Genomic DNA, 25,236 nt, shown 5'->3' with positions numbered 1-25,236 from the left:
CGCGCTCGAAACCAGCAACACGCTACGCAAGGCAATCGGCATCATGATGGCATCCCCCTCGTCGAACCGGCGTCGACGCGCCCTCCCATTTAATAACTATAGGTGACATAGTTATGACGGTGGCTTAGGCTGTTTGCACCGATCTCGTGAACGGACAGATATTACTATGCCGATCAGTATGATAATTGCCGCCGCCGTCGCGTCCGCCCCCGCCCCGGCTGACGCCGCACCGCGGCTCTATGCCTGCGGCGGTGACCAGATCCGCGAATATCGCATCGAAAGCGGCCGGTCGGTGGAGGTGTGGCGGTGGCGCGCGGCCGACGCGACGGACCTGCCCGCGCGCTATCGCACGGCGCTGCTCGCGCATATCGACGATTGCAAACCGGTGGACGGCGGTCGCGGCATTCTGGTCACCGCGTCGACCGGGGGCGTGGTCCTGATCGAGCGCGTGAGCGGTCGCGTCACCTTCCGTGCGACCGCGCCGATGGCCCATTCCGCGGACATGCTGCCCGGCGGCATGATCGCGGTCGCCCTGTCGATCGATCCGAAGGGCGATCGCCTGGAGGTGTACGACCGCACGCGCAGCGAGACGCCGCTGCTCCACCTGCCGCTGCCGTCGGGGCACGGCGCGGTATGGGATCGCGCGCGGGACCGGCTGTTCGTCCTGTCGCACGACCTGATCCAGGCGTATCGCGTCGCGGGCACGTCGTCCGCCCCCGTCCTGACGGAGTCGGCACGCTGGACCCTGCCGGGACGCCGCGACGGCCACGACCTGTCGCGCCGCCCCGATGGCCGCTATCTGGTGACGACCGACGACGGCGTCTGGACGTTCGATCCGGATGCAGGCGATCCGGACGCGGGCGATGCGGCCGGGCCGGCGGGGGGACGACCGGAGGGGCGACCGCCCGCGCCCGGCACGTACACCCCGCTGCCCGCGCTCAACCCGCGGCCGCGCGTGAAGGCGGTGGGGATGATGGGCGGACGACTGGCCTGGGTCCAGGCGGAGGAGAGTTGGTGGGCGAAGGGCTTCACGATCGCGCGCGCGGACGGCAGCGATCCGGTGCGGATCCCGGTGGAGGGGATGCGCCTCTACAAGGTCCGCTGGATCCGCTAGGCTGGCGCCGCGCATGGGTGGCGTACGGCGTCGCGCATGTGGGCAAGAGCCTGCTGTGGACCGCCAGCGACCTGCTGACGCTCTACCTGCTGGTATCGGTCTATTCGGTCGACCCGATCGTCGCGGGCGCGCTGTTCCTGGCCGGACTGGCGGCGAACGCGGTCGCGGACCTCGCCGTCGGCATCTGGCTGGGGCGCCGCCCGCATCATGCCGCGCGGCTTGCGGGCATCGGGCTGGCGGTCGCGGCGGCCAGCTTCCCGGCGACGGTCCTGCTGGCGCCGCACGGCCCGGTCGCGCTGCTCGGCGCGACGCTGGCGTTCCGCATCGCCTATGCGGGCTGCGATGTGCCGCACAACGCGCTGATGACCCGGCTCGGCGGCATTCCGGCACGGGCCGCCTGGCTGGCGCGGGTGCGCACGATCGGGACCGCGCTCGCCGCGCTGTTCGCCGCCTGGGGGGTCGGCGGATCGGCCCGGATCGCCACCGCGCCGATGCTGTGGGCCATCGCCGGCGCCGCGCTGCTGATCGGGTCGACCATGCTGCCGCTGCTTTCCCGCTTTCCCCCGGTCCCGGACGACCGGCGACCGCGCCCGGGGCGGTCGATCGGCCTGCCGCCGACCTTCCTGGCCGCCAACGTCATCGGCATCGTCGCGCTGGGGGCGTTGGCCAAGGCGGTCCTCCACCTCCCCGCCGTCGCCCCCCACGCCGCGAATGACGGCGTGTCGATCCTCGCGCTGCTGATCGTCGGCCGATCGGCGGCCGCGCTGATCCCGATCCGGCTGGGGTCGGCGCCGCGCCACGGCCTGATCCTGCAATCCGCCGCCTTCGTCGCGGGCGGATCCGTCGCCGCGGGGTTCGCCTGGAGCACCGCGCCCGCGATGCTGGTGGCGCTCGGCGTCGTGATGGGGGTGACCAACCTGATCGGCTGGGCACTGCTGCCCGCGCTGGCGCAGGGCCCGCGGGGCTACGGCGTCTACACGATGGCATCCAAGCTGGCGTTGGGCGCGGCCGGGCTGGCGCTGGCGGGCGGGCTGGGGCACGTGCCGGTGTTCGCGCCGGACGTGTTCGCCCGCTTCGCCGCGGCCATCGCGCTGGCCTGCCTCGTCGCCGCGCTGCTGGTGGCACGGCGCTTGACTTCGCCGCGGCGCCACGGCTTGTCGCAGTCATGACGGGCAATACCGCGGGCGATTTCCCCACCCGCTTCCTGCGCGGCGACGGCTGGCGCACCGCCACCGCGAACGAAGGCGTCGTGATGGACCTGCTGTCGCGGCTGGGCGCCGCGAGCCGGGCCGACCTGGCGCGACTGACCGGCCTGGCGCCGCATTCGATCACCCGCCTCGTCGAGCCCCTGCTGGCGCGCGATCTGCTGACGGAGGGGGCACCGGTGATCGCGGGCCGTGGAAAGCCCAGCGCGCGGCTGGCGCTGAACGGCGCCGCCGCCTTCTCCATCGGCGTGTCGGTGATGACCGACGCCGTATCGCTGGTCGTGCTGGACCTGGCGGGCACCGTCGCCGCGGGCCGCAGCGCGCGCCTCGCCGATACCGCGATCGCGCCCGCCTGTGCGCAGATCGGACGCATGATCGATGCCGCGATCGCCGAAACCGGGCACGATCGCGCGGCGCTGGTCGGGATCGGCTTCGGCATCACCGGCTATTTCATCGGCGACGGCGCGCGCCTGAATCCCCCGCGCCTGCTCGATCCCTGGGCGCTGGTCCCGCTCGACACGATGCTGGCCGACGCCTTCGGGACGAAGGTGTGGGTCGAGAACGACGGCAACGTCGCGGCGGTGGGCGAAACCATGCTGGGCCACGGCCGCACCGTGCCGGACCTCGCCTACCTCTATTTCTCCGCGGGCTTTGGCGGCGGCGTCATCGCCGGGGGCCGGCTGCTGCGCGGGCGACACGGCAACGCGGGCGAATTCGCCTCCATCCTGCCCGGCGGCTGGCCGCACCCCAATCTGGAGGCGCTGCGCCTCGCGTTCGCGGATGCGGGCATATCCTATCCCGATCTTCACGCGATGCTCGACCGCTTCGATCCCGATCATCCCGCGGTCGGATCGTGGCTCGACGCCGTGATGCCGTCGGTCGACCTGATCGCCTCGGCCATTTCCGCCACGCTCGATCCCGGCATGATCGTGCTGGGCGGGCGCCTTCCCGCGTCCCTCGCCGACCGCATGATCGCCCGGATCGCGCTGACGAATCCCGAACGGCGCGGTTTCCACCGCCCGTCCCCCCGGATCGCGGCCTCCGCGATCGACGGCGACGCCGCAGCCATCGGCGCCGCCACCCTCCCGCTGCGCGCGGCATTCTTCGACCCCGACAACCGCAACCGCACGGGCGACGACCGACACGCGGAGTGAGGCGCCCGATGACGTATTGGCTGGGGCGGCAGGATTCGAACCTGCGAATGGCGGCACCAAAAGCCGCTGCCTTACCACTTGGCGACGCCCCAGCAGGCCCGCGCGCTTAGCGCCGCGCGCGGGAAAGCTCAACCGATCCTCTGCACCCATCCGTGCGCGTCGGGCGCGCGGCCGCGCTGGATCGCGGTCAGGCGGTCCAGGAAATGCTGCGTCACCTGCCCCGTCGCGCCCGTTCCCACGGTGAAGCCGTAATCCGGCCCGGCGACGCGCCCGATCGGGGTCACCACCGCCGCGGTGCCGCACGCGAACGATTCGGTCAGCCGCCCGCTCTCCGCGTCCGCGCGCCAGTCCGCGATCGCATAGGGTTCCTCCTCGACGCGCAACCCCTCGGCACGCGCCAGCGCCAGGATCGAATCGCGCGTGATGCCCGGCAGGATCGTGCCCGCCAGCGGCGGCGTGCGGATCGTGCCGTCGGCGAAGACGAAGAAGATGTTCATGCCGCCCAGTTCCTCGATCCAGCGGCGCTCGCCCGCGTCGAGGAAGACGACCTGGTCGCACCCGCGGCGGATCGCCTCCTGCTGCGCGACCAGGCTGGTGGCGTAATTGCCGCCGCATTTCGCCTCGCCCGTGCCGCCCGGCGCGGCGCGGGTATAATCGTGGCTGACCCACAGCGAGATCGCGCGCGCCCCGCCCTTCCAATACGATCCCGCCGAACTCGCCAGTACGACGTACAGATATTCCGACGCCGGCTTCACGCCCAGGAACACCTCGCTCGCGATCAGGAACGGGCGCAGGTACAGCGACCCGCCTTCCTGCCCCGGCACCCAGTCGGCGTCGGCCCGCACCAGCGCCTCGATCGATTGCAGGAACAGGTCCTCGGGCAGTTCGGGCATCGCCAGCCGCCGCGCCGACCGCTGGAACCGGCGCGCGTTCTGCTCCGGCCGGAACAGCGCCAGCGCGCCGTCGTCCAGGCGATATGCCTTCAATCCCTCGAATATCTCCTGCGCGTAATGCAGCACCGCGGACGCCGGATCGATCTGGAACGGCGCGCGCGCGCAGATGCGGCCATCGTGCCAGCCCGCGGCCTCGGACCAGCGCAGCGTCGCCATATGGTCGGTGAAGACGCGCCCGAACCCGGGATCGACCAGCCGCCCGGCGCGCTCCTGGGCGGACACGGGGGACGGGTTGGGCACGAACGGGAACGACACGGGCGGACGGCTCCTGGCTGGCAAGGGTTGCGGCCGGTTAGGGCCGATGGCAAGGCTGGTCAACATGGCTGCCCCGAACCAGTCCGCATCGGCCCTCTTCCTGCGCGAGCCCGAGCTGCGTCGCGGGATGGAGCTGCTTTATTTCGGCAACAGCCACATCACGCGCGCGATCGATCGCGGGCTGGCGGAACAGGGGCTGGGCCGCGCGCATCACCGCGCGCTGTATTTCATCGCGCGAAAACCCGACCTGACGGTCAGCGACCTGCTGGCGCTGCTGAACATCACCAAGCAATCGCTGGGCCGCGTCCTGAACGAACTGATCGAGCGCAAGCTGGTCGATACCCGGCCCGGCGAGAAGGACCGGCGGCAACGGCTGCTGAAACTGACGCCGGAGGGGGCGGCGCTGGAATCCAGCCTTTTCGACGCGCTGCGCGAACGCCTGTCCGCCGCCTATTCGCGCGCGGGGCAGGAAGCGGTGACGGGCTTCTGGGCGGTGCTGGAGGGATTGATCCCGCCCGATGAAATGCCGCGGGTCGAGGAATTGCGGCGGTAGCCTCGCCGGCCCGCGCGCGATGCGAAGTGGCAACCGTGACGGGGGTAACCGCCAACCGGACACGCGTCGGGTCGCGCGAGATCGATATTTGCCGACGCAGGCGTTATGTCCGCTAACGCCCAAAACTCGTCATTCGTCCCCTCGACAAGGCAGGCCGAAAGCGGCCACTTACTTCCGCCAGCATGGGACCGTAAACATGCCTATTGTCGCCGTCATAGCCCTTCAGGTTACGCTCAGCGGCCTGCCTCGCGACACGACCGAGGGATGCAATGACAAAGATGGCACTGTCACTCCATCGTCGTGTTATTCAGAACATGCCGATGCTTGGCAGAAGAGGCTAAATGCGGCTTACCCACTGACCCTTGAGTTTGTCGATGGCCCGCAGCGCAAAGCCTTACAGCGTGCTCAATCGGCGTGGCTGAAATATCGTGACGCGACTTGCGATTTCTACAATTTGGCCCCCGGCAGCGCCCATTACATTCAGGGCGCTTATTGCATGTTAGATCTGACCCGAAGCAGAGCGCTCGAATTGGAGCAGTATATCCTCCCGTAACCGGAGGGGCGTTGAACGTCCGCTAATCGAGATTGCAGTCCGAAAGCGGTCGGACCGCTTTCCACCACTTTGGGACGTTCATTCACTCAATCCCGTTCGCCCTGAGCGAAGTCGACGGGCCTGCGCGAACGCGGCGCCCTCGCCCGCGCTCATCCCGAACCGATGTCGGTGGCCGCCGCGGCCGTCATGGTTCGCGCCGCATCACCCGCATCCGCACCGCGACCACGCTCCCCGGAACGACGCCCGCAACGCGCCGCACCACATCCTTCAGCGGCAGCAGGTAGCCGCCGTCGCGCGGGAACAGCGAGGTCGTGAAGTCGACGTCGCCGATCGTCGCCGCGACCGGCACCACGCCCCAGCCGTAGCTGGCACCCCGCGCCGCCGCGCGCACCGCCGCCACGTCGTCCGCGGGCAGCGCGACGAAGAAGAACGGCGCCGGCCCGTGCCACTCGATCACCACGCCGTCGAACGCGACATCGAGCAGCGCCCCGCTCAAGCCTCCCGCGCCGCCGTCGCCATCTCCACCCCGCGCCGCGCGACGCTGCGCAGCGTCTCCTCCAGCAACGCCGCCAGCGCGCGATCCGCGTCCAGCACGTTCAGCCCCTCGCGCGTCATCCCCCCCGGGCTCGCCACCGCATCCGCCAGTGCGGCGGGGGAACGGTCGCTCGCCGCGGCCATCGCGGCGGCGCCCTCCACGCTCGCCAGCGCGATCGCCGCCGCCTCGCGCGGGTCCAGCCCGATCGCGACTCCGCCCGCCGCCAATGCATCGACGAAGCGGAACAGGAACGCGGGCGCGGTCCCCGACAGCGCGCCCGCCGCGGCGAAGCGCGCCGGATCGTCGAACCATTCCACCAGCCCCAGCGGCGCCAGAAGCCGGTCGGTCGCGCCCCGCGCCGCGGCGTCGATCCCCGGCGCATGGACCGCGACGACGCCGCGCCCCAGCTCGACCGGCAGGTTCGGCATCGTCTGCACCGCCACCGGCCCCGGAAACGCGCGCGACAAGGCCGCGGGGTCGGCCCCCGCCAGCATCGATACCAGCAGCGGCGCCTTCGCGACCGCGGCGGCATGGACCGCCGCGACCGCGTGCAGCTGTTGCGGCTTGATGCCCAGCACGACCACGTCGGGCGGGGGCAGATCGGGCAGGACACGTCCCTGCACGACGCCCGCGGGCAGCGCGCGGTCCTGCCGATTGACGACGAACACGTCCGCCGCGGCCACCACCCCGCTCGCGATCCACCGCCGCAACATGGCCGACCCCATGTTCCCGCATCCGATCATCCACACCCGCATGTCACGTCACTCCCCGTCATGCCGGACCCGATCCGGCATCCATCGCGCCACAGACAACCGCCGGTCGCCTCGCGGTACGAACAACCCGACCTCCGTCATGCCGGACCTGATCCGGCATCCATCGCGCCGCAAGTACAACGACCCGTTGCTTCGGGGCACGATGGACCCCGGATCAAGTCCGGGGTGACGGGCGGTGCGGAAGCACAGGCCACCGTCTCACGCCTCGCCCGGCATCTACGCCGCCGCCACACATCCGGCCACAAACCCGCGCCCCGCCACGCACCGTCCAGCGGCCCGGTGGATGCCGGAACAGGTCCTGCATGACGGCAGGCGCAACGGCCACGCGGCCAACCCGACCCACCCCGTCACCCCGGACGTGTTCCGAGGTCCACCGCGCCACGCATCCCACGACACGCACTCAGACGAAACAGCGGCCCCAAGATGCGGTCACGCACGCCCGCACCGCAAATCACCCAACCAACGTCGGACAGCGAAACCCCCGACATCCCCGCACGGAACCCCTCCGCGCCCTCCGCGCCTCCGCGCGAACAAACCCCTTCCTGGCGCCCCCCTCGCCATGCACGGTCCAGCGGACCCGTGGATGCCGAAACAGGTCCTGCATGACGGCAGGCGCAACGGCCACGCGGCCAACTCCGTCACCCCGGACTTGTTCCGGGGTCCACCGCGCCACGCATCCCACGACACGAACTCAAACGAAACAGCGGCCCCAAGATACGGTCACGCACGCCCGCACCGCAAATCATCGAACCAACGTCGGACAGCGGAACCCCCGACATCCCCGCACGGAACGCCTCCGCGCCCTCCGCGTCTCCGCGCGAACAAACCCCTTCCTGGCGCCCCCCTCGCCATGCACGGTCCAGCGGACCCCTGGATGCCGAAACAGGTCCGGCATGACGGCGGGTGCAACGGCCACGCCGCCAACCCCACCCACTCCGTCACCCCGGACCTGTTCCGGGGTCCACCACGCCACACGCGCCACGACGACCATTCGCTCGGCACAGCGGCCACAGGATCAAACCCCACACCCCGCACCGCACATCACCCGACCCGCCCCCGCGGAACACCCCCGCGCACGCCTCACGCCTCGCCCTGCGTCTCCACCATCGCCGCCGCGATCGCCTCGCGCGGGCTCTTGCCGCCCCACAGGACGAACTGGAACACGGGATAGAAACGCTCGCACTCGTCGATCGCGCTCTCGACCAGCAGCTCCGCCGCCGCCAGCGACAGCGTGGCATCCTCGTCGTCGCCCGCGTCGACCATCGTGGCGTTGCGGTACAGCAGGATGCCGCTCGACGACCATAATTCGAAATGGCCGACCCACAATTGCTCGTTCACCAGCGCCAGCGTCTCGTGGATCGCGGCGCGGCGTTCGTCCGCGACCTTCACGTCGGGAAAGGCGAGAAACTGCAACACGCTGTCCTCCTCGCGGAACAGCGCGCGCAGCTCGTACTGGGTCCAGCTTCCCTTGACCGTCGCGGTCAGTTCGTCGTCATGGCGTTCCGTCGGCCAGCCGTGCGCCGCGAAATACGACTCCAGCATGTCCAGCGGCGCATCCGCCTCGGTATCGCGATCGGCTTCGTCGAGCATCATGGCATTATCGCACGCGGCGCCGCGCGTTTCTATACTTTCGGTACGGCGGCGGCTTCCAGCTTCTCGATCCGCGCGCGCAGGGCGTCGTTCTCGTCGCGCGCGGCGACCGCCATCGCCTTCACCGCCTCGAATTCCTCGCGGCTGACGAAGTCCAGCCCGCCGATGAATTCGCGCGCGCGGTCGCGCACCCCGGCCTCCGCCTCGCGCGCGGCGCCCGCGATCGTGCCCGCGGCACCGGTCAGGATCTTGGCGGCATCGCCGAACAGGCGGTTTTCGGACTGCATCGATCGTCTTCCCCGGATGGTGTCAGCCGATCATCTGGGACGCCGCGCCGCCGGGCACAAGATGTTCGGCATCAGGGTTCAGCACCGAAATCCGCCAGTTCAGCGCGCCCGCGAACAGCAGCCACGCCAGATACGGCACCATCAGCCACGCCGCCGCCCGCCGGATCCGCGCGAACACGATCGTGGTCATCAGCGCCAGGCCCAAGATCCCGACGATGACCAGCAACGCCGCGTCCACCTTGTGCGCGCCGAAGAACAACGGCGTCCACGCGAGGTTCAGCGCCAGCTGCCCGACGAACAAGGCCGTCGCCAATCCGCGCAGCCGCGCGCCCCGCGCCGACAGCACCAATGCCATCGCCGCGCCCATCATCGCATACAGGATCGACCAGGCGACCGGGAACACCCACCCCGGCGGCGTGAACGACGGCTTGGCCAGCGCGACGTACCACGCACTGTCGTCCCCCGACGCCACCGTCCGCCCCGACAGGAACCCCAGCAGCAGGACCAGCGGCACGATCACCGCCGCCCAGCGCAGGAACGACATCCGCAGCTGGCCTCTGGACGCGATCGACCCCATGCGAATCCCCCGTATCGTTGCGGCGCGCATGGTTGGCGCATCCTTCCGTGCGCGTAAACCGGATTTGCGTGCCCGATACGGGACCGTTCCCCGGCGCGGGCCGGGGCCCGGTCGGAAAGGCCAGACCGACGACACGCCGCCCGCCGCCCCGGTCGCCTCCCGACCGTCCCCGCCCGCGAGCAGGACGGTAAAGAGGCGCAGGCCGACGCCACCACCACCCCGCACCCCGGGCCCGTCCCCGGGTCCACCGCGCCGCGCACGCAACGGCCGACGTTCCCGCCGCACGGTGGATGCCGGGACAGACCCGGCGTGACGACCAGCCACCCACCGTCACCCCGGACTTGATCCGGGGTCCATCGCGCCGCGAAGACAACGGCCGGTGTCGCAGCTCCATGAATGCAAAGCCAGATCGACATTCGATTTGCCGGTGCAGGGTGTTCGCGCGAAGCCGCCAAGACGCAAGGAAGTCGGGGTTCACGCGGAGGCGCGGAGGACGCGGAGGTGTCGCGCACCGGGCAGCTCGCAACGCCGATTACCGGCCGCGGCCCGACATCGCTGCTTCCATGAAGGCAGCGCCGCCCCGCGCCACAGGCCACTCTCCGCGTCCTCCGCGCCTCCGCGCGAACCAGTCTCCTCCTTCACTTCGCGTCTTCGCGGCTTCGCGCGAACACCCTGCACGGCAAATCGAATGTCGACCGCTTCCGGGACAAGCCACGCACGACACCCGGCACCCCACCGTCACCCCAGGCTCCACCGCGCCGCGCACGCAGCGGCCGATCCCCTCGCGGCACCACGGATGCCAAGACAGGCCCGGCATGACGCCCCCCCCGTCACCCCGGACTTGATCCGGGGTCCATCGCGCCGCGAAGACAACGGCCGATCCCCTCGCGGCATCATGGACGCCGAACAAGCCACGCACGACGCCCGGCACCCCACCGTCACCCCGGGCTCGTCCCGGGCTCCACCGCGCCGCGCACGCAACCGCCGATCCCCTCGCGGCACCATGGATGCCGGAACAAACCCGGCATGACGACACGAGCCCACCCCCCGAAAACAACCAAATCTCAACCCCTCCCCCCGCATGACGCGCGCTTCTCCCTCGCGAAGGAACCGGCGTTGCGCGACGAAACCGAACTCAGGGTCTGCGTCCTCGGCCTTGGCTACATCGGCCTGCCCACCGCCGCGGTCATCGCGCGGACGGGGGCGATGGTGCTGGGCGTCGACGTGTCGGCGCAGGTCGTGGAGACGGTCAATTCCGGCCGCGTCCATATCGAGGAGGTCGACCTCGACGGCCTCGTGTCGGGCGTCGTCGCGCGCGGCAACCTGGTCGCCGCGACGCAGGTCGCGCCCGCGGACGTGTTCGTAATCGCGGTGCCCACGCCCTTCGATGCGAACCACGCCCCCGACGTGGGCTACGTCCTGAAGGCCGCGACCGCGATCGCCACGGTGCTGAAGGCCGGGGACACCGTCATCCTGGAATCCACCTCCCCCGTCGGCACGACCGAGCAGGTGCGCGATTTCCTCGCGCAGCTGCGCCCCGACCTGAAACTGCCCGGGGCCGGCGGCCACGACGTCGCCATCGCCTATTGCCCGGAACGAGTCCTGCCTGGCCGCATCCTGGTCGAACTGATCGACAACGACCGCGTCATCGGCGGCATCACGCCGCGCTGCGCGCGCAAGGCGCTGCATTTCTACCGCCGCTTCGTCCGCGGCGCCTGCGTCACCACCACGGCGCGCGCGGCGGAGATGACGAAGCTGACCGAGAACGCCTTCCGCGACGTCAACATCGCCTTCGCGAACGAGATGAGCCGCGTCGCCGACACCTTGGGGGTGGATGTGTGGGAAGTCATCCGCCTCGCCAACCGCCATCCGCGCGTCAACATCCTGCAACCCGGCCCCGGCGTCGGCGGGCATTGCATCGCGGTCGATCCGTGGTTCCTCGTCCACGGCGACCCCGCCAACACGCCGCTGATCCGCACCGCGAGGCTGGTGAACGACGCCAAGAGCGACCATGTCGTCGAACGCGCCGCCGCGCTGATCGCCGCCGTTCCCGGCCCGGTCGCGTGCCTGGGCCTCGCGTTCAAGGCCAATATCGACGACTTCCGCGAAAGCCCCGCGCTGAAGGTCGCGGCCGCGCTGGCGCATCGCTTCGGCGCGCGCGTCCGCGTGGTCGAACCCTATGCCGCGACGCTGCCGCCCGCCTTCGACGGATCGGGCGCGACGCTGACCGACCTGGACACCGCGATCGAGGAATGCGCGGCGATGATCGTGCTGGTCGACCACGACCTGTTCCGCTCGGTCCCGCTGGACGAACGCGCGGGCAAGCACGTGTACGACACCCGCGGCATCTGGCCCGACCAGCCGCGCATACCGGCGACGGCGGAACCCCTGCGCCTCGCGAGCTGATCCCCCCTTTCGTTCGGGCTGAGCGACGTCGAAGCCTGTGCGCCTGCCCTTCGACGTCGCTCGGGGCGAACGGATGTGGGACGTTGCCCCGCTCCCCCTCGCCCCCTAAACGCGCCACAACACGCTTCATCAAGGACCATTCATGAAGATCACCATGATCGGCTCGGGCTATGTCGGCCTCGTCTCCGGCGCCTGCTTCTCCGATTTCGGCCACGACGTCGTGTGCGTCGACAAGGACCAGGCGAAGATCGACGCGCTCCACGCCGGGCGGATGCCGATCTACGAACCCGGCCTCGACACGCTGGTGGCGGACAACGTCAAGGCGGGCCGCCTCACCTTCACCACCGACCTGAAGGCCGCGGTGTCGGGCGCGGACGCGATCTTCATCGCGGTCGGCACGCCGTCGCGCCGCGGCGACGGTCACGCCGACCTCACCTACGTCTTCGCCGCGACGCAGGAGATCGCAGGCGCGATCGACGGCCCCGTCGTCGTCGTCACGAAATCGACCGTCCCCGTCGGCACGGGCGACAAGGTGGAGGCGATCCTGCGCGACGCAGGCCATGGCGCGGAAAGCGTCGCGGTCGTCTCCAACCCCGAATTCCTGCGCGAGGGCGCCGCGATCGGCGACTTCAAGCGCCCCGACCGCGTCGTCATCGGCACCGAGGACCCGCGCGCGATGGCCGTGATGCGCGAGGTCTACCGCCCGCTGTACCTGAACGAGAACCCCATCCTCTTCACCGGCCGCCGCACGTCGGAGCTGATAAAGTACGCCGCCAACGCCTTCCTCGCGACGAAGATCACCTTCATCAACGAAATCGCCGATTTGTGCGAGGCGGTCGGCGCGGACGTGAAGGACGTCAGCCGCGGCATCGGCCTCGACAATCGCATCGGGAAGAAATTCCTCCACGCCGGCCCCGGCTACGGCGGCTCGTGCTTCCCCAAGGACACGCTGGCATTGCTCAAGACCGCGGAGGATTACGACACGCCGTCGCGCATCGTCGAGGCGGTGGTGAAGGTGAACGACGCCCGCAAGCGCGCCATGGGCCGGAAAGTGCTCAATGCGCTCGGCGAGGATCACAAGGGCAAGACCGTCGCGGTCCTCGGCCTGACGTTCAAGCCCGACACCGACGACATGCGCGACGCGCCCAGCCTGTCGATCGTGCAGGCCCTGCTCGACGCGGGCGTCACCGTCCGCGGCTTCGATCCCGAGGGGATGGAGGCGGCGAAGAAGGAGATGCCCGGCATCACCTATTGCACCGACGCCTATGACGCCGCGAAGGGCGCCGACGCGGTCGCGATCGTGACCGAGTGGAACGAGTTCCGCGGGCTGGACCTGAAGCGGCTGGCAGGCGTCATGGCCGCCCCCGTCATGGTCGACCTGCGCAACGTCTATTCCCCGGCGGAGGCGGCGCGCATGGGGTTCCGCTACACCTCCATCGGGCGGTAGCACCCTTTGTTGTGCTCCCGCGAAGGCGGGAGCCCAGACTGGATCCCCACCGTCGCGGGGATACGGAAGATGCCCCCGGCCACACCGTCACCCCGGCCCGTCACCCCGGCCTTGTGCCGGGGTCCACCGTGCCGCGCCCCTCGACCCGGCGGCGGCGCGGCACGGTGGGTTCCGGGACGAGCCCGGCATGACGGAAGGCGACAGGCGGGACGTTCGCCCCGCACACCCGCCACCCCGGCCCTTGCGCCACCCCCGTTCGTGCTGAGCGAAGTCGAAGCACAGGCGCCGCGCCTAACCTTCGACTTCGGCACAACGTGCCGAAGCCTGTCCTGAGCGCCTGCCTTGGCAGGCAGTCGAAGGGCTCGGGCCGAACGGAAGGTGGGGGACGCACGAAACCCCTTGTCCACCTTTCCCCCCTATGCCCTGATGCGTCGACAGGGGGGATGGCGGTGACGATCAGGGTCCTATCGGTCTTCGGCACCCGTCCCGAAGCGATCAAGATGGCGCCGCTCGCGCTCGCGCTCGCCGCAGACGCGCGGTTCGATGCGCGCGTGTGCGTGACGGGGCAGCATCGCGAGATGCTGGACCAGGTCATGCGCCTGTTCGGCCTGTCCGCCGACCACGACCTTGCCGTCATGCGCCCCGGACAGGATTTGACCGGCACCGCCACCGCGATCCTGTCGGGCATGGCGGACGTGTTCGCGAAGGACCGCCCCGACATCGTCCTCGTCCACGGCGACACGCTGACGACCCTCGCCGCCAGCCTGTCCGCCTATTGGCACCGCATCCCCGTCGCGCATGTCGAGGCGGGGCTGCGCACCGGCGACCTGTATTCCCCCTGGCCGGAGGAGGCGAACCGCCGCCTGACCGGCGGGCTCGCCGCGCTGCACTTCGCGCCGACGGAACGCGCCGCGATGAACCTGCGGCGCGAGAACGTCGATCCCGCCACGATCCACGTCACCGGCAACACCGTCATCGACGCGCTCCTGCGCGTCGTCGCGCGCCTTCGCGACGACAAGGCGCTGCTGGCGCGGGTTACGCTCGACCTCCCCCTCCCCGCCCCCGGCCGCCGCCTGCTGCTGGTCACCGGCCACCGGCGCGAGAATTTCGGCGCGGGCTTCGACCGCATCTGCGCCGCGCTGGCGCGGATCGCGGACCGGTTCGCGGACGTGGACGTGGTCTACCCGGTCCACCTGAACCCCAACGTGCAGGAGCCGGTGACGCGCCTGCTGTCGAACCGCGCCAACATCCGCCTGATCGCCCCGCTCGACTATCTCCCCTTCGTCGCGATGCTCGACGCCGCGACATTGGTGCTGACCGACAGCGGCGGGGTGCAGGAGGAGGCGCCCTCGCTGGGCAAGCCCGTCCTCGTCATGCGCGACACGACCGAACGGCCGGAGGCAGTGGCGGCAGGCACCGTCCGCCTCGTCGGCACCGACACGGATGCGATCGTGGCGGCGGCGACGCAACTGCTGACCGACCCCGCCGCACATGCCGCGATGGCGGGGGTCCACAACCCCTATGGCGACGGCCGCGCCGTGCCACGGATCGTCGACGCCCTGGTGGCGTGGGGCGCGCAACGCGTGGAGCGGGCGGCAAGCTGACCGCCGCGCCAAACTTCCGTTCGGGCTGAGCGAAGTCGAAGCCCACGCGCCGTGCATGCCCTTCGACGTCGCTCAGGGCGAACGGACGGCCTCGATTATTCCTTCCCGATCGCCGCCAGCAGATCGTCGAACGACTTGGCGAAGCTCGCCACGCCTTCCTCGACCAGCTCCGCCGTCACCCCGTCCAGGTTCAGCCCCAGCCGTTCCGCATCGGCCAGCACCGCCTTCGCCCCGCTGACATCCTGCGTCAGCGTCTGCGCGACCGTGCCATGGTCGCGGAACGCATCCATCGTCTTGGGCGGCATCGTGTTGACCGTCTCCGGCCCGATCAGCTCGTCGACGTACAGCGTGTCGGGATAGTCCGGGTTCTTCGTCCCCGTCGACGCCCACAGCAACCGCTGCGGCATCGCGCCCTTCGCCTCCAGCGTCTGCCAGCGCGGCGAAGCGACGAATTCCTGCCACCACGCATAGGCGAGCTTCGCGTTGGCGATCGCCACCTTGCCCTTCAGCGCCTTGGCCTCCTCGCCGCCCGTACCGGCATCGATCTTCGCGTCGATCTTCCCGTCGATGCGGCTGATGAAGAAGCTGGCGACGCTGGCGATCCGGTCCACGGGCAGGCCCTTTTCGACCCGCTCCTCCAGCCCCTCGGCATGCGCCTGCGCGACGTTCCGGTACGCCTCGATCCCGAACAGCAAGGTGACGTTGACGTTGATCCCCTTGGCGATCGTGTCGCGGATCGCGCGCACGCCGTCGGCGGTGCCGGGGATCTTTATCATCAGGTTCGGCCGGTCGACCGCATCCCACAGCCGCGCGGCCTCCTCCGCGGTTTCCGGCCCCTTCATCGCCAGATACGGCGACACCTCCAGGCTGACATAGCCGTCGCGCGCGTCGGTCGCGTCGTACACGCCGCGCAGCGTGTCGCACGCCGCCTGGATGTCCAGGATCGCCTGCGATTCATACCGCGCCATCGGCTCCGCGCCGGGGTTCGCCGCGTCGAACGCCGCGAAGCCCTCCGCATAGACGTCGCCCTGCCCCATCGCCTTCTCGAAAATGGTCGGGTTGGACGTGACGCCGGTCAGCGAGTCCTGATCGACCAGCTTCTGCAACCCGCCGTCGGCAAGGAACTTGCGGTCCACGAAATCCAGCCACACCGCGGTCCCCGCGGCGCTGAGGTCGTTGAGCTTGCCCATGTTCACTTCCTTATTTGTGTCCCCGCGCAGGCGGGGACCCAGTCTGGGCTCCCGCCTTGGGTCCCATCAAAGTAATACTTTGATGGGTGCCCTTCGCGGGAGCACACGGTTGTCAGGCGGTCAGCCCAGCAGCCCCTTCGCCACCTTCACCACATTGTCGACCGTGAACCCGTACTTGTCCTGCAACTTCGCGATCGGGGCCGACGCGCCGAAGGTCGACATGGCGATGATCTTGCCCTTCATGCCGGTATACCGGTCCCAGCCGATCTCGCCCGCCATCTCGATCGCCACGCGCGCGATCACGTCGCCGGGCAGGACGCTTTCCTTATACGCCTCGTCCTGCCGCTCGTAGCGATACCAGCTCGGCATCGACACAACGCGCGCATTGACGCCCTCCGCGGTCAGCTGCTCGTACGCCTCGACCGCCAGCGACACTTCGGACCCCGTGGCGATCAGGATCACGTCGGGAATGCCCTCCCCGCTCGCCAGCACGTAGCCGCCCTTCGCCAGCCCGTCCGCGCTCGCATATTTCGTCCGGTCCAGCGTCGGCAGCGCCTGCCGCGACAGGACCAGCGCGGCGGGCGTGCTGCCGTCCTGCATCACCGCGCGCCACGCCGCCGCGACCTCGTTCGCATCGCACGGCCGGATCGTGTCGAGGCCGGGGATCGCGCGCATCGTCGCGAGGTGCTCGATCGGCTGGTGCGTCGGCCCGTCCTCGCCCACGCCGATCGAATCATGCGTGTAGACCCACACTGCACCGATCTCCATCAACGCGGACAACCGCACCGGCGCGCGCATGTAATCGAGGAAGACGAGGAAGGTGGAGCCATAGCCGCGCAGGTGCGACAGCGTCATGCCGTTCACCACCGCGCCCATGCCATGCTCGCGCACGCCGAAGTGGAAGTTCGCGCCCGCGTAATTCCCCGCCTCGAACGAACCGGCGCCCTTGATATCGGTCTTCGTCGACGGCGCCAGATCCGCCGATCCGCCCAGCAGCCACGGCACGCGCTTCGCGATCGCGTTCAGCACCTTGCCGCCCGCATCGCGGCTCGCGACGCCCTTGGCATCCGCGTCGAACATCGGAATGTCCGCATCCCATCCCTCGGGCAACGTGTCGGCCAGGATATGGTCCAGCTCCGCCGCCTCGGCCGGGAACGCATCGCGATATTTCGCGAACGTCGCCTCCCATTCCTCGCGCGCCTTCTGCCCACGCCCGCGCACCGCGCCCTCGAAGCCTTCCTGCACCCCGTCCGGGATGTAGAAGTCCCGATCGACCGGCCAGCCGTACGCTTCCTTGGTCTTCGCCACGTTCTCGGCGCCCAGCGGCTCGCCATGCGCCTTTTCCGTGCCCGCACGCGGCGAACCCCAGCCGATGACGGAGTGGACGACGATGAACGTCGGCCGGTCGTTCGTGTCGCGGAACGTCTGCACCGCGGCCTTCAGCGCGCCGACGTCGTTCGCGTCGTCGACATGGATGACGTTCCAGCCATAGGCCTCGAAACGCTTCCCCACGTCCTCGTCGAACGCCAGGTCGGTCCCGCCCTCGATCGAGATATGGTTGCTGTCGTAAAGCCAGCACAGGTTGCTGAGCTTCAGATGCCCCGCAAGACTCGCCGCCTCCGCGCTCACGCCCTCCATCATGTCGCCGTCGCCCGACAGGGCGTAGACGTCGTGGTCGAACAGCGTGAAGCCCGGCCGGTTGTACCGCGCCGCGAACCAGCGCTCCGCAATCGCCATGCCGACCGAATTGCCGCATCCCTGCCCCAGCGGGCCGGTGGTGGTTTCGACCCCCGTGGTGTGGCGATATTCGGGATGCCCCGGCGTCTTGGACCCCAGCTGCCGGAACTGCCGGATATCGTCCAGGCTCACCGCCGGCGCGCCCGTCTTCTTCCCCGACCCGTCGACCTCCTCGACCCCCGCAAGGTGCAGCAGGCTGTACAGCAGCATCGACGCATGGCCGACCGACAGGACGAAGCGGTCGCGGTTGGGCCATTGCGGCGCGCCGGGATCGTAGCGCAGGAATTGCGTCCACAACGTCCAGCCCACCGGCGCCAGCGCCATCGGCGTGCCCGGATGCCCCGAATTGGCGGCCTGCACCGCGTCCATCGACAGGGTGCGGATCGTATCGATCTGAAGCCGCTCGGGGCTGCCGTCCTCGTGAACGCCAGCGGGCGGGGTCGCGGTGTCGGTCATGCCAGTCCTCGTGTCGGGCCAGAAATCTGGGAATGTGGATCGAACGCACCGGACATGGCCGGGTTGCCGAGTCCCGGCCCCCTTAACGACTGGACGTGCCGCGTTCCAGCCGCGTAACGACCGCGCGGGTATTGTGGCGGCGTTCGATCCGTCCACGCAGGGGCCGGGGAACGCGCGCCCCCGCCACCGCGTCCGGCCACCGCCGCCCGACCCGCGGGTACACGCCATGCCATCCGGGCGGACCTGCCCGACCGTTTCGATCGGGCTTGCTATTCGCGCCCGGCTGCACACGATGGCGGCGGAACGGGAGACGATCGTGCTGCCATTGATTCTGATGCTCGCGACCCCGCCCTACGCCGTACCGCCGGGCCTGGCGGTCATGGCCGGCCTGGAAGGCTGCTGGCGGGTCGACGGGCAGGTTCAGGGCAAGGAATCGCCGTCGATCGCGCGTGGCGAATGGCATCTGGGCCGACGCTATTTCACGCTGCACCTGCGCGCCACCGGATCGGACCCGTATGAGGCCGCGATCACCTACGGCGCCGGTGAGAAGCCCCGCGCCATCGGTTCGATGTTCTCCGACACCTTCGGCGGCCTGTACGAACCCTCGCTCGGTCTTGGCGAGTTGGAGCAGGACGGGTTCGTGCAACGCTACCGCTTCCCGGACGCGACCTATGTCAATCGCTTCGGCCGCTCCGGCACCGGCTGGCGCTGGACCATCACCGAGGAGACGAAGGACAAGCCGCCATCGGTCTTCGCGGACTATCGCCTGCGCCCGGCGTCATGCCGCGGGATGACGTTCGATTATTGAGTTGACCGGCCCAATCGCCTTTCTGAAAAGGGGAGCGGCGGGAAAGCCCGACGACGCTTCCCTTCGGGACCGGGTTTTGGGGAATAGCTGCACTCCATAGGCTTGGACGAATGGAGTATAGGGGGATAAAGAATGCGGGATTATTCGACGATATCACTCGCGGATGCGCGGCGTGACTATCTGGCGACAAGTACGACCGGAATGCCGATTGCGGGCCTCATCGCGTGGAGCGCGCTTGCCGCCGCAGCCTATATCCTCGGCAACCGTCTGCCGAGCTTCGCGCCCTTCGTCGCCGCAGCCATTCCCTTTCCCCTTTCCCTGGTGATCGATAAAATTCGCGGCGAGCCCGGGATACGGACGGACAGTCGACGCAATCCGGTGACGCAATTGTTCATGGGATTTATCACCGTCGTTGCGTTGCTTATCCCCTTCGTCATCATCGCAGCCCAGGCGGCCGGCAGCCTCGATCTTCTAATCCTCGGCCTGGCGATCCTCGCCGGAATGGTGTGGGTGCCTCATGGTTGGGGAGCGGATGACCCTGCCGGCTTCACTCATTTCGTGATGCGGGCCGTTCTTTGCTACGCCGCCTATCTGTTCGTTCCGCAGGAGATGCGGGCCGCAGCCATCGCCGGTGCAGCGGCGCTGACCTACGTTTACGCTATCGTCGCGATGAGGAAGCCGTCGGTCGCAAGGTAACCGCCCGATCCCCCGCCTACCTGCCCAAGCGCGTCACGACCCCGCCATCCGCGACATAGGCCGCATCCACCTCGTCCAGGAACAGCCCATGCCCCAGCGCGCCCGGGATCGCATCGATCGCCATCGCCAGCGCGCGCGGATCGGGCATCGCGGCGAAGCGCGCGTCCACGATAAAATTGCCGTTGTCCGTCACGCCCTCCCGCACCGCCACCGCCGCCCCCAGCGCCGTCAGCCGCCCCGCGACGAAGGCGCGCGCGAACGGCAGCACCTCGACCGGCACCTTCGCGCGGCCGATCGCGCCCACCCGCTTCGATCCGTCCGCGATCACGACCATCCGGTCGCTCGCGGCGGCGACCACCTTCTCGCGCAGCATCGCGCCGCCTGCACCCTTGATCGCGAACAGCCGCGCGTCGATCTCGTCCGCGCCGTCGATCGTCAGGTCGACGCGCGCGACATCGGCGAAGTCGCGCACGATCAACCCGCCCGCCCGCGCCGCCGCCGCGCTCGCGATGCTGGTGGCCACGCATTCGATCCGCGGCCGGTCGCGCGCCAGCGCCGCGATCAGGAACGCGACCGTCGACCCCGTGCCCAGCCCCACCAGCATCCCGTCGCGCACCTCGCCGAGCGCCGCCTCCGCCGCCAGCCGCTTGTCGCTCCCCTCCCGCTCGCGCGCTTCGGGTCGACAGCGCCCCGCGCTGTCTAACTCCTGCCGGGGGCAGGGGTTACCCGAAGCGGATTTGGGGAAGGGGCTATCCGGCGTCACGCCCGACGAAATGCCCTCCCCCGCCCCCTCCCGCAAGCGGGAGGGGTGTGACGGTCACGAATATCGTTGCTCGTCCCACCACGGGTAGAAATCGGGCATGTCGCCGCTCACCCGGTCGGGATAGACCGGCGTCCGCTTTTCGAGGAAGGACGTCACGCCCTCCTTCGCATCGCCCGACCGCCCGCGCGCCAGGATCGCGCGGCTGTCCACCTTGTGCGCGTCCATCGGATGCTGGAACCCCAGCCCCCGCCACAGCATCTGCCGCGTCAGCGCGACCGATACCGGCGCGGTATTGTCCGCGATCTCGCGCGCCAGCTCGGTCGCGCGTGCCAGCAGGCGGTCCGCCGGCACCACTTCCTTGACGAGGCCCCCCGCCAGCGCCTCCGCGGCATCGAACACCCGCCCCGAATAGCACCATTCCAGCGCCTGGCTGATCCCCACCACGCGCGGCAGGAAGAAGCTGGAGCACGCCTCCGGCACGATCCCGCGCCGCGCGAAGACGAAGCCCATCCGCGCGCCGTCGCTCGCCAGCCGGATGTCCATCGGCAGCGTCATCGTCGATCCCACGCCCACCGCGGGGCCGTTGATCGCGCCGATCACGGGTTTCAGGCATTCGAAGATGCGCAGCGTCAACCGCCCGCCGCCGTCGCGCGCCTCCTCCATGTCGTACGTCAGCGTCTTCTCGCCGCCGCCCTTCTCGGGCCGGTCGGTGCGCTTGTCGTAATCGAACGTCTTGGCGCCGGCGGACAGGTCCGCGCCCGCGCAGAACGCGCGCCCCGCGCCGGTCACGATCACGCACCGGACGTCGTCGTCGGCATCCACCGCGTCGAACGCCGCGATCATCCCGGCCATCATCGTGCCCGTGAAAGCGTTCAGCTTCTCCGGCCGGTTCAGCGTGATCGTCGCGATCCCGTCCGCCACCGCATAATCGATCTGCTCATAGGCCATGCCACTCTCCCGCTCGCTGTCTGCGGGCACCATAACAGGACTTATGGACACGGCTACCCCAGCGTCTGCCGGAACCCGATCATCGGCACCAGATGCTGGCTCCGCTTGCGCTGCTCGCGCAGGAACGGGGCGGGCGCGCGGCGGTCGGGGTCGTAGAAGCGGCGGTCGGCATAGCCTGCGCCGTCCAGCAGGTTCTCGATATCGAACCGCACCGTCGTGCGCGCGCTTGGCCGCCATTCGGCGAAGACGCTGGCATAGGGATCGGACCAGCGCCGGTCGGTCTCCTCGCGGCGATAGCTGGTCCCCGCGGTCCCGCCCTCCAGCGACAGGCCCCAGGCGAACTTGCCCAGGTCCTGCCGGAACGTCGCCTCGCCGTAGAACAGGCTGTTGCCGCTGAACGGCCGCAGGTCCGCGGTGTACGGATCGCGCACCTGCGTATCGACGATCGATCCGTACAGGACCAGCCGCCCGCCCTTCACCCCCAGCGTCGTCAGCGGCGCCTCCACCCGCTGGCGCAGGATCAGGATGCGCCCGTCGCCCAGGTTGCCCGGCGCGTCGAACCCCTCGGGCGTCGGCACGCGGTCCTGCACCATCTGCACCTTCTGGTATCCCGCCTCCACGCGCACGATCCCGTCGCCCAGGATCGGATGCTCGATCACGGCCAGCCCCTCCCACGCGCGCTGCGGGACCAGCTGCGCATTGCCGCCGTTGACGCGCTCGACGCCCAGCTCGGCGGTGGAGATGAAGTCGCTGAACTGCAATTGCGCCACCGTCCGCTGGAGCGTCAGCTGGAACCGCCATTTCGGCGTCGGCCGCCAGTCCAGCACCACCCGCGGCTTCAGGAACGACAATGTCCGCGCCGCCGACACGTCCCCCGTCACGGTCAGCCGCGACGCCTCCAGCGTCACGCCCCCGTCGAAGCGCAGCGTCGGCGACAGCGCGCGCCCGACGTTGACGAAGCCCTCGCCGCGCACCTCCTTCACCACCGCATCGTCGACCGGCAGGTCGATCCGCGTCCGTCCGCCACCGGTCGCCAACTCGACCAGGTCGTTGCGGCTCGCCAGCCGGTTGACGACCCCCTCGAACCCCGTCTCCACGGTCCACCCCGACCAGTCGCCGCGGTTCCACACGATCCGCGCCAGCGTCTCGGCATAATCCTCGTCCAGCGTCTGTTCGAACCCGCGCGGCGCGGACAGGTCGAACAGCGACAGGTCGTCCGAATCGCGCCGCCGCCGCGTCGCCAGCCCGATCAGCTTCAGCCCCCCGCCCGCCAGCGGCCGGGTGACGTCGCCGCCGACCTCGTACTCGCGCAACCGCCGCTGCTGCCGCAACGCGTCCCGCCGCACGGCGCCCGACGGGAAGGACACGTCATTGTCCTGCGCCAGCCGGAACCGGCCCAGCGCGGCGCGCGCGTTGACGTGCGCGGTGCGGTTCGTCCCGTCGTCGAAGCCCCAGCTGCCCGACAGGGTCGCGGTCGGATCGCGGATGAAATTGTGCTTCGCGCGATATTCGGTCTCGACCCCGCCGGGCAGCGTCGTGACGCGGTCGAAACCCGCCTCGTCGCTGGTGTCGTTGTCGACGTCGATCGACAGGTTGAACGTCGATCGCCCGCGCTGCACCAGCGTGGATGCGCGTCCCTCGGGCAGGATCGCGCCGGTGAACACGCGGCGATACGACCCCTCCAGCGTGGAGGACACGCCCCCGCCCGCGGTCGTGACGACGTTCAGCACCTGCGCCTTGCCCGAGAATTCGGCGCCGAACAGGTCGCCCGGCCCCACCTCGATGCGCAGGACGCGGCCCGCGGGGATGCGGCCCAGGATCGTCTCGACCCCGTCGCTCTTGGCCGCCGGGCGCTGCCCGTTGACGACGACGTTGCCCGCCGCCTGCCCGAACCCGCGGACCGACTCGTCCACCTGCTCGATCGTGAAGCCGGGCACCCGCTGCACCATCTGCAACGCGCTGCCGGGGGCATATTGCGCGAAATAGGCGGCGTCGTAGGTGCGCCGCCCGGTGACGCGATCGGGCTGTCCCGCGGGCTGCGGCCCCTCGTTCACCGCGGGCGTCTTCTCCGCGACCTGCTCCTGCGTCACGACCTGCGCGACCGCCGGTACGGCAGGCAGCAGACAGATCCCCGCGGTCGCCCGAAGGGCGCCGCGCCACCGCCGATATCGCATTCGATGAACCCCTCCAGACCGTCAGCCGACGATTACAACCGTAATCTTGGCCGGTCAACGCCTTTATCCTCCCCGGCACGGGGAGGGGGACCAGCCGCAGGCCGGTGGAGGGGGCTGGCCGGCAGCGCAACGCCACCGGCCAACCCCTGCCCTCACCCCCGCCCCGGCGAGGCCCCGATCACCTCTTCCCGAAAATCCGCCCCAGCGCCTGCTCCGCCGCCTGCCCCAGCGCGTCCGCCACCTGCTGCCCGTCGAATCCCTTCGCCCCGCCCTCGCGCGTCCCGCCCTCGCCCGGGCGCCGCACGTCCTCGGGCGCCGCGCCTGCGCGCTTCTTCGCCGCCGCCGCCGCGACCGCGCCCGCCGCCATCGTCAGCACGCCCGCGATCTTCGCCTGGTTCTCGGGCCGCTGCACCTCGTCCAGCAGCCGCTCGCCCGCCTTGCGCAATTCCTTGGGCACCTTCACGCCCGCGATGGTCTTGGGAATCCGCTTCGCCTTCTTGCTCACCCGCTTGCTCCTGCGCCGTGTATTGCCGTTATAAGACACATGGGAGCGTCGCCCCCGCCGCGCAAGAACGAAAAGGGGGACGACGCCCCCCCGGACGACGCCCCCCTCCCCGCGCGCGCGGCAGGATCAGGCCGCGACGGCGACCCCCTGGCCCGACCGGCGGCGCATCGCGCCACCGACCGCGCCGAAGCCCAGGATCATCAGCGCCCACGTCGCCGGCTCCGGCACGCCGCCCGCCGCCGACACGCCGAAGCGCAGGTTATCGAGGTTGTACGTCTCGGCGACGCCCGACTGCGTGCCGCCCTGCAACGTCACGCTGGTGAAGGCGCTGCTGGAGGTGAAGCCGAAGAACTGGCCCGAGAAGGCCTGCGGCACTTCCGCACTGACCATTTCGGTGCCGCCGCTGGCCAGCGACAGCAGGAACTTGATGCCCAGGCCCTGGCCGCCGGGGGTCAGGTCGAAATTCGCCCCGAACGAGGTCGTGCCGTCCGCGAAGTTGAACGTCGTCGTCTGCGCGCCGATGACCAGCCGGTCGTTGAACACGCCGCTGCCGATCGTTCCGACCGTGGAGGAATAGGTGAGGCCCGACACCAGCATCGTGTCGCCGAAATCCTCGACCGCGGTCGTGCCCGCCGCGACGTCGAACGCGGCCTGGTCGGTGTAGACGGTGGTGGTCGCGGTGGCGGGCATCGCGGCGATCATGGCCACGGCGGCGGTCGCGGTCGCAAGCAAGGTCTTCATGTTCGGTCCCCTGTCGAAAGCATTCGTCGATCGATCACGGTGGCGCGATTGGCATCCGCCGTGTTCGACAAATCCTCTGCCAGAAGATGAACGGGATGTTTACGGGATTAACCTTGGCTGTGGCCCGCAATCTGTCCCGAAATGGAAATTTGTAAGTATTCGACGGGTCGTTGGTTAACGTCGACACATCCCGGTCGAGGATGTCGCGCCGC

The 25,236-nt window shown here is 69.8% G+C and carries 23 protein-coding genes and 1 tRNA gene; 10 read left to right on the top strand and 14 right to left on the bottom strand.

Going from position 1 to position 25,236, the window contains the following annotated elements; translation table 11 throughout:
- Window positions 1-178 precede the first annotated feature (178 nt).
- From ASG29_RS09130 to ASG29_RS09120, 3 genes are read left to right on the top strand one after another with little or no spacing between them, the layout of a single operon-like run.
- Window positions 179-1,114 (top strand): DUF6528 family protein, encoded by a 936-nt coding sequence (locus tag ASG29_RS09130; RefSeq protein ID WP_200932485.1) that lies wholly within the window; start codon window positions 179-181, stop codon window positions 1,112-1,114.
- Between the two features lie 38 nt (window positions 1,115-1,152).
- Complete coding sequence (locus tag ASG29_RS09125) at window positions 1,153-2,283, top strand: hypothetical protein (protein ID WP_156457963.1); 1,131 nt, start codon at window positions 1,153-1,155, stop codon at window positions 2,281-2,283.
- Window positions 2,280-3,473, top strand: coding sequence for an ROK family protein (locus ASG29_RS09120; RefSeq protein ID WP_055983031.1), 1,194 nt, complete (start codon window positions 2,280-2,282; stop codon window positions 3,471-3,473). The genes ASG29_RS09125 and ASG29_RS09120 overlap by 4 nt, the downstream gene beginning before the upstream one ends.
- Window positions 3,474-3,490: 17 nt before the next feature.
- Here ASG29_RS09120 and ASG29_RS09115 read toward each other — a convergent pair.
- Together ASG29_RS09115 and ASG29_RS09110 are read right to left on the bottom strand one after the other, a co-directional pair.
- A tRNA-Gln gene (locus ASG29_RS09115) sits at window positions 3,491-3,565 on the bottom strand.
- A gap of 36 nt (window positions 3,566-3,601) precedes the next feature.
- The gene (locus ASG29_RS09110) at window positions 3,602-4,681 is read right to left on the bottom strand and encodes a branched-chain amino acid aminotransferase (RefSeq protein ID WP_235532847.1); all 1,080 of its coding nucleotides are present in this window, start codon (window positions 4,679-4,681) and stop codon (window positions 3,602-3,604) included.
- Window positions 4,682-4,745: 64 nt separating this feature from the next.
- On the opposite strand from ASG29_RS09110, the gene ASG29_RS09105 reads away from it, so the two are divergent.
- Window positions 4,746-5,234 carry a MarR family winged helix-turn-helix transcriptional regulator gene (locus ASG29_RS09105; protein WP_055983026.1) on the top strand — a complete coding sequence of 163 codons (489 nt, stop codon included), beginning with the start codon at window positions 4,746-4,748 and terminating at the stop codon, window positions 5,232-5,234.
- Entirely contained in the window at window positions 5,200-5,787 is a 588-nt protein-coding gene (locus ASG29_RS17830) for a lysozyme inhibitor LprI family protein (RefSeq protein WP_082515887.1), read from the top strand. Before ASG29_RS09105 ends, ASG29_RS17830 begins: the two co-directional genes overlap by 35 nt.
- Before the next feature lie 184 nt (window positions 5,788-5,971).
- Here ASG29_RS17830 and ASG29_RS09100 read toward each other — a convergent pair whose 3' ends face one another.
- From ASG29_RS09100 to ASG29_RS09080, 5 genes are all read right to left on the bottom strand, one after another.
- Entirely contained in the window at window positions 5,972-6,283 is a 312-nt protein-coding gene (locus ASG29_RS09100) for a DUF1905 domain-containing protein (protein ID WP_055983025.1), read from the bottom strand.
- Window positions 6,280-7,077 (bottom strand): pyrroline-5-carboxylate reductase family protein, encoded by a 798-nt coding sequence (locus ASG29_RS09095; protein WP_055983023.1) that lies wholly within the window; start codon window positions 7,075-7,077, stop codon window positions 6,280-6,282. The genes ASG29_RS09100 and ASG29_RS09095 overlap by 4 nt, the downstream gene beginning before the upstream one ends.
- Before the next feature lie 1,098 nt (window positions 7,078-8,175).
- Window positions 8,176-8,688 carry a YbjN domain-containing protein gene (locus ASG29_RS09090; RefSeq protein ID WP_055983022.1) on the bottom strand — a complete coding sequence of 171 codons (513 nt, stop codon included), beginning with the start codon at window positions 8,686-8,688 and terminating at the stop codon, window positions 8,176-8,178.
- A gap of 29 nt (window positions 8,689-8,717) precedes the next feature.
- Window positions 8,718-8,972 carry an accessory factor UbiK family protein gene (locus ASG29_RS09085; protein ID WP_055983020.1) on the bottom strand — a complete coding sequence of 85 codons (255 nt, stop codon included), beginning with the start codon at window positions 8,970-8,972 and terminating at the stop codon, window positions 8,718-8,720.
- A gap of 22 nt (window positions 8,973-8,994) precedes the next feature.
- The gene (locus tag ASG29_RS09080; RefSeq protein ID WP_055983017.1) at window positions 8,995-9,549 is read right to left on the bottom strand and encodes a TspO/MBR family protein; all 555 of its coding nucleotides are present in this window, start codon (window positions 9,547-9,549) and stop codon (window positions 8,995-8,997) included.
- A gap of 1,116 nt (window positions 9,550-10,665) precedes the next feature.
- On the opposite strand from ASG29_RS09080, the gene wecC reads away from it, so the two are divergent.
- From wecC to wecB, 3 genes are all read left to right on the top strand, one after another.
- On the top strand, window positions 10,666-11,955 hold the full coding sequence (gene wecC, locus ASG29_RS09075; RefSeq protein ID WP_055983015.1) for a UDP-N-acetyl-D-mannosamine dehydrogenase: 1,290 nt from the start codon (window positions 10,666-10,668) through the stop codon (window positions 11,953-11,955).
- 142 nt (window positions 11,956-12,097) lie between these two features.
- Window positions 12,098-13,402 carry a UDP-glucose dehydrogenase family protein gene (locus tag ASG29_RS09070; protein ID WP_055983013.1) on the top strand — a complete coding sequence of 435 codons (1,305 nt, stop codon included), beginning with the start codon at window positions 12,098-12,100 and terminating at the stop codon, window positions 13,400-13,402.
- A gap of 443 nt (window positions 13,403-13,845) precedes the next feature.
- Window positions 13,846-15,006, top strand: coding sequence for a non-hydrolyzing UDP-N-acetylglucosamine 2-epimerase (gene wecB / locus ASG29_RS09065; RefSeq protein WP_200932413.1), 1,161 nt, complete (start codon window positions 13,846-13,848; stop codon window positions 15,004-15,006).
- A gap of 95 nt (window positions 15,007-15,101) precedes the next feature.
- Here wecB and tal read toward each other — a convergent pair whose 3' ends face one another.
- Window positions 15,102-16,196, bottom strand: coding sequence for a transaldolase (tal, locus tag ASG29_RS09060; protein ID WP_055983011.1), 1,095 nt, complete (start codon window positions 16,194-16,196; stop codon window positions 15,102-15,104).
- Between the two features lie 120 nt (window positions 16,197-16,316).
- Entirely contained in the window at window positions 16,317-18,389 is a 2,073-nt protein-coding gene (tkt, locus tag ASG29_RS09055; RefSeq protein WP_055983010.1) for a transketolase, read from the bottom strand.
- Between the two features lie 133 nt (window positions 18,390-18,522).
- On the opposite strand from tkt, the gene ASG29_RS09050 reads away from it, so the two are divergent.
- Window positions 18,523-19,197 carry a hypothetical protein gene (locus ASG29_RS09050; RefSeq protein WP_235532846.1) on the top strand — a complete coding sequence of 225 codons (675 nt, stop codon included), beginning with the start codon at window positions 18,523-18,525 and terminating at the stop codon, window positions 19,195-19,197.
- Between the two features lie 132 nt (window positions 19,198-19,329).
- Complete coding sequence (locus ASG29_RS09045) at window positions 19,330-19,893, top strand: DUF7010 family protein (protein ID WP_156457961.1); 564 nt, start codon at window positions 19,330-19,332, stop codon at window positions 19,891-19,893.
- A gap of 16 nt (window positions 19,894-19,909) precedes the next feature.
- On the opposite strand, the gene rpiA is transcribed toward ASG29_RS09045, so the two are convergent.
- The 5 genes from rpiA to ASG29_RS16715 all read right to left on the bottom strand — a co-directional run bounded on the left by rpiA (window position 19,910) and on the right by ASG29_RS16715 (window position 25,024).
- The gene (gene rpiA, locus ASG29_RS09040) at window positions 19,910-20,536 is read right to left on the bottom strand and encodes a ribose-5-phosphate isomerase RpiA (RefSeq protein ID WP_055985350.1); all 627 of its coding nucleotides are present in this window, start codon (window positions 20,534-20,536) and stop codon (window positions 19,910-19,912) included.
- Window positions 20,537-20,710: 174 nt separating this feature from the next.
- Window positions 20,711-21,604, bottom strand: coding sequence for a crotonase/enoyl-CoA hydratase family protein (locus ASG29_RS09035; RefSeq protein ID WP_055983004.1), 894 nt, complete (start codon window positions 21,602-21,604; stop codon window positions 20,711-20,713).
- A gap of 53 nt (window positions 21,605-21,657) precedes the next feature.
- Window positions 21,658-23,778, bottom strand: a complete 2,121-nt coding sequence (locus ASG29_RS09030) for a TonB-dependent receptor (RefSeq protein ID WP_055983002.1) — start codon at window positions 23,776-23,778, stop codon at window positions 21,658-21,660.
- Between the two features lie 178 nt (window positions 23,779-23,956).
- A complete protein-coding gene (locus ASG29_RS09025) occupies window positions 23,957-24,283 on the bottom strand; it encodes a hypothetical protein (RefSeq protein ID WP_055983000.1) in 327 nt (108 codons plus the stop codon).
- A 126-nt stretch (window positions 24,284-24,409) separates the two neighbouring features.
- Window positions 24,410-25,024 carry a PEPxxWA-CTERM sorting domain-containing protein gene (locus ASG29_RS16715; RefSeq protein WP_055982999.1) on the bottom strand — a complete coding sequence of 205 codons (615 nt, stop codon included), beginning with the start codon at window positions 25,022-25,024 and terminating at the stop codon, window positions 24,410-24,412.
- Window positions 25,025-25,236 lie beyond the last annotated feature (212 nt).

The organism is Sphingomonas sp. Leaf412 (genome assembly GCF_001425405.1).
In the GTDB taxonomy this organism is placed as follows: domain Bacteria; phylum Pseudomonadota; class Alphaproteobacteria; order Sphingomonadales; family Sphingomonadaceae; genus Sphingomonas.
Note: the sequence above shows the minus strand (reverse complement) of the source record. Positions and strands in the feature narration are given on the sequence as shown.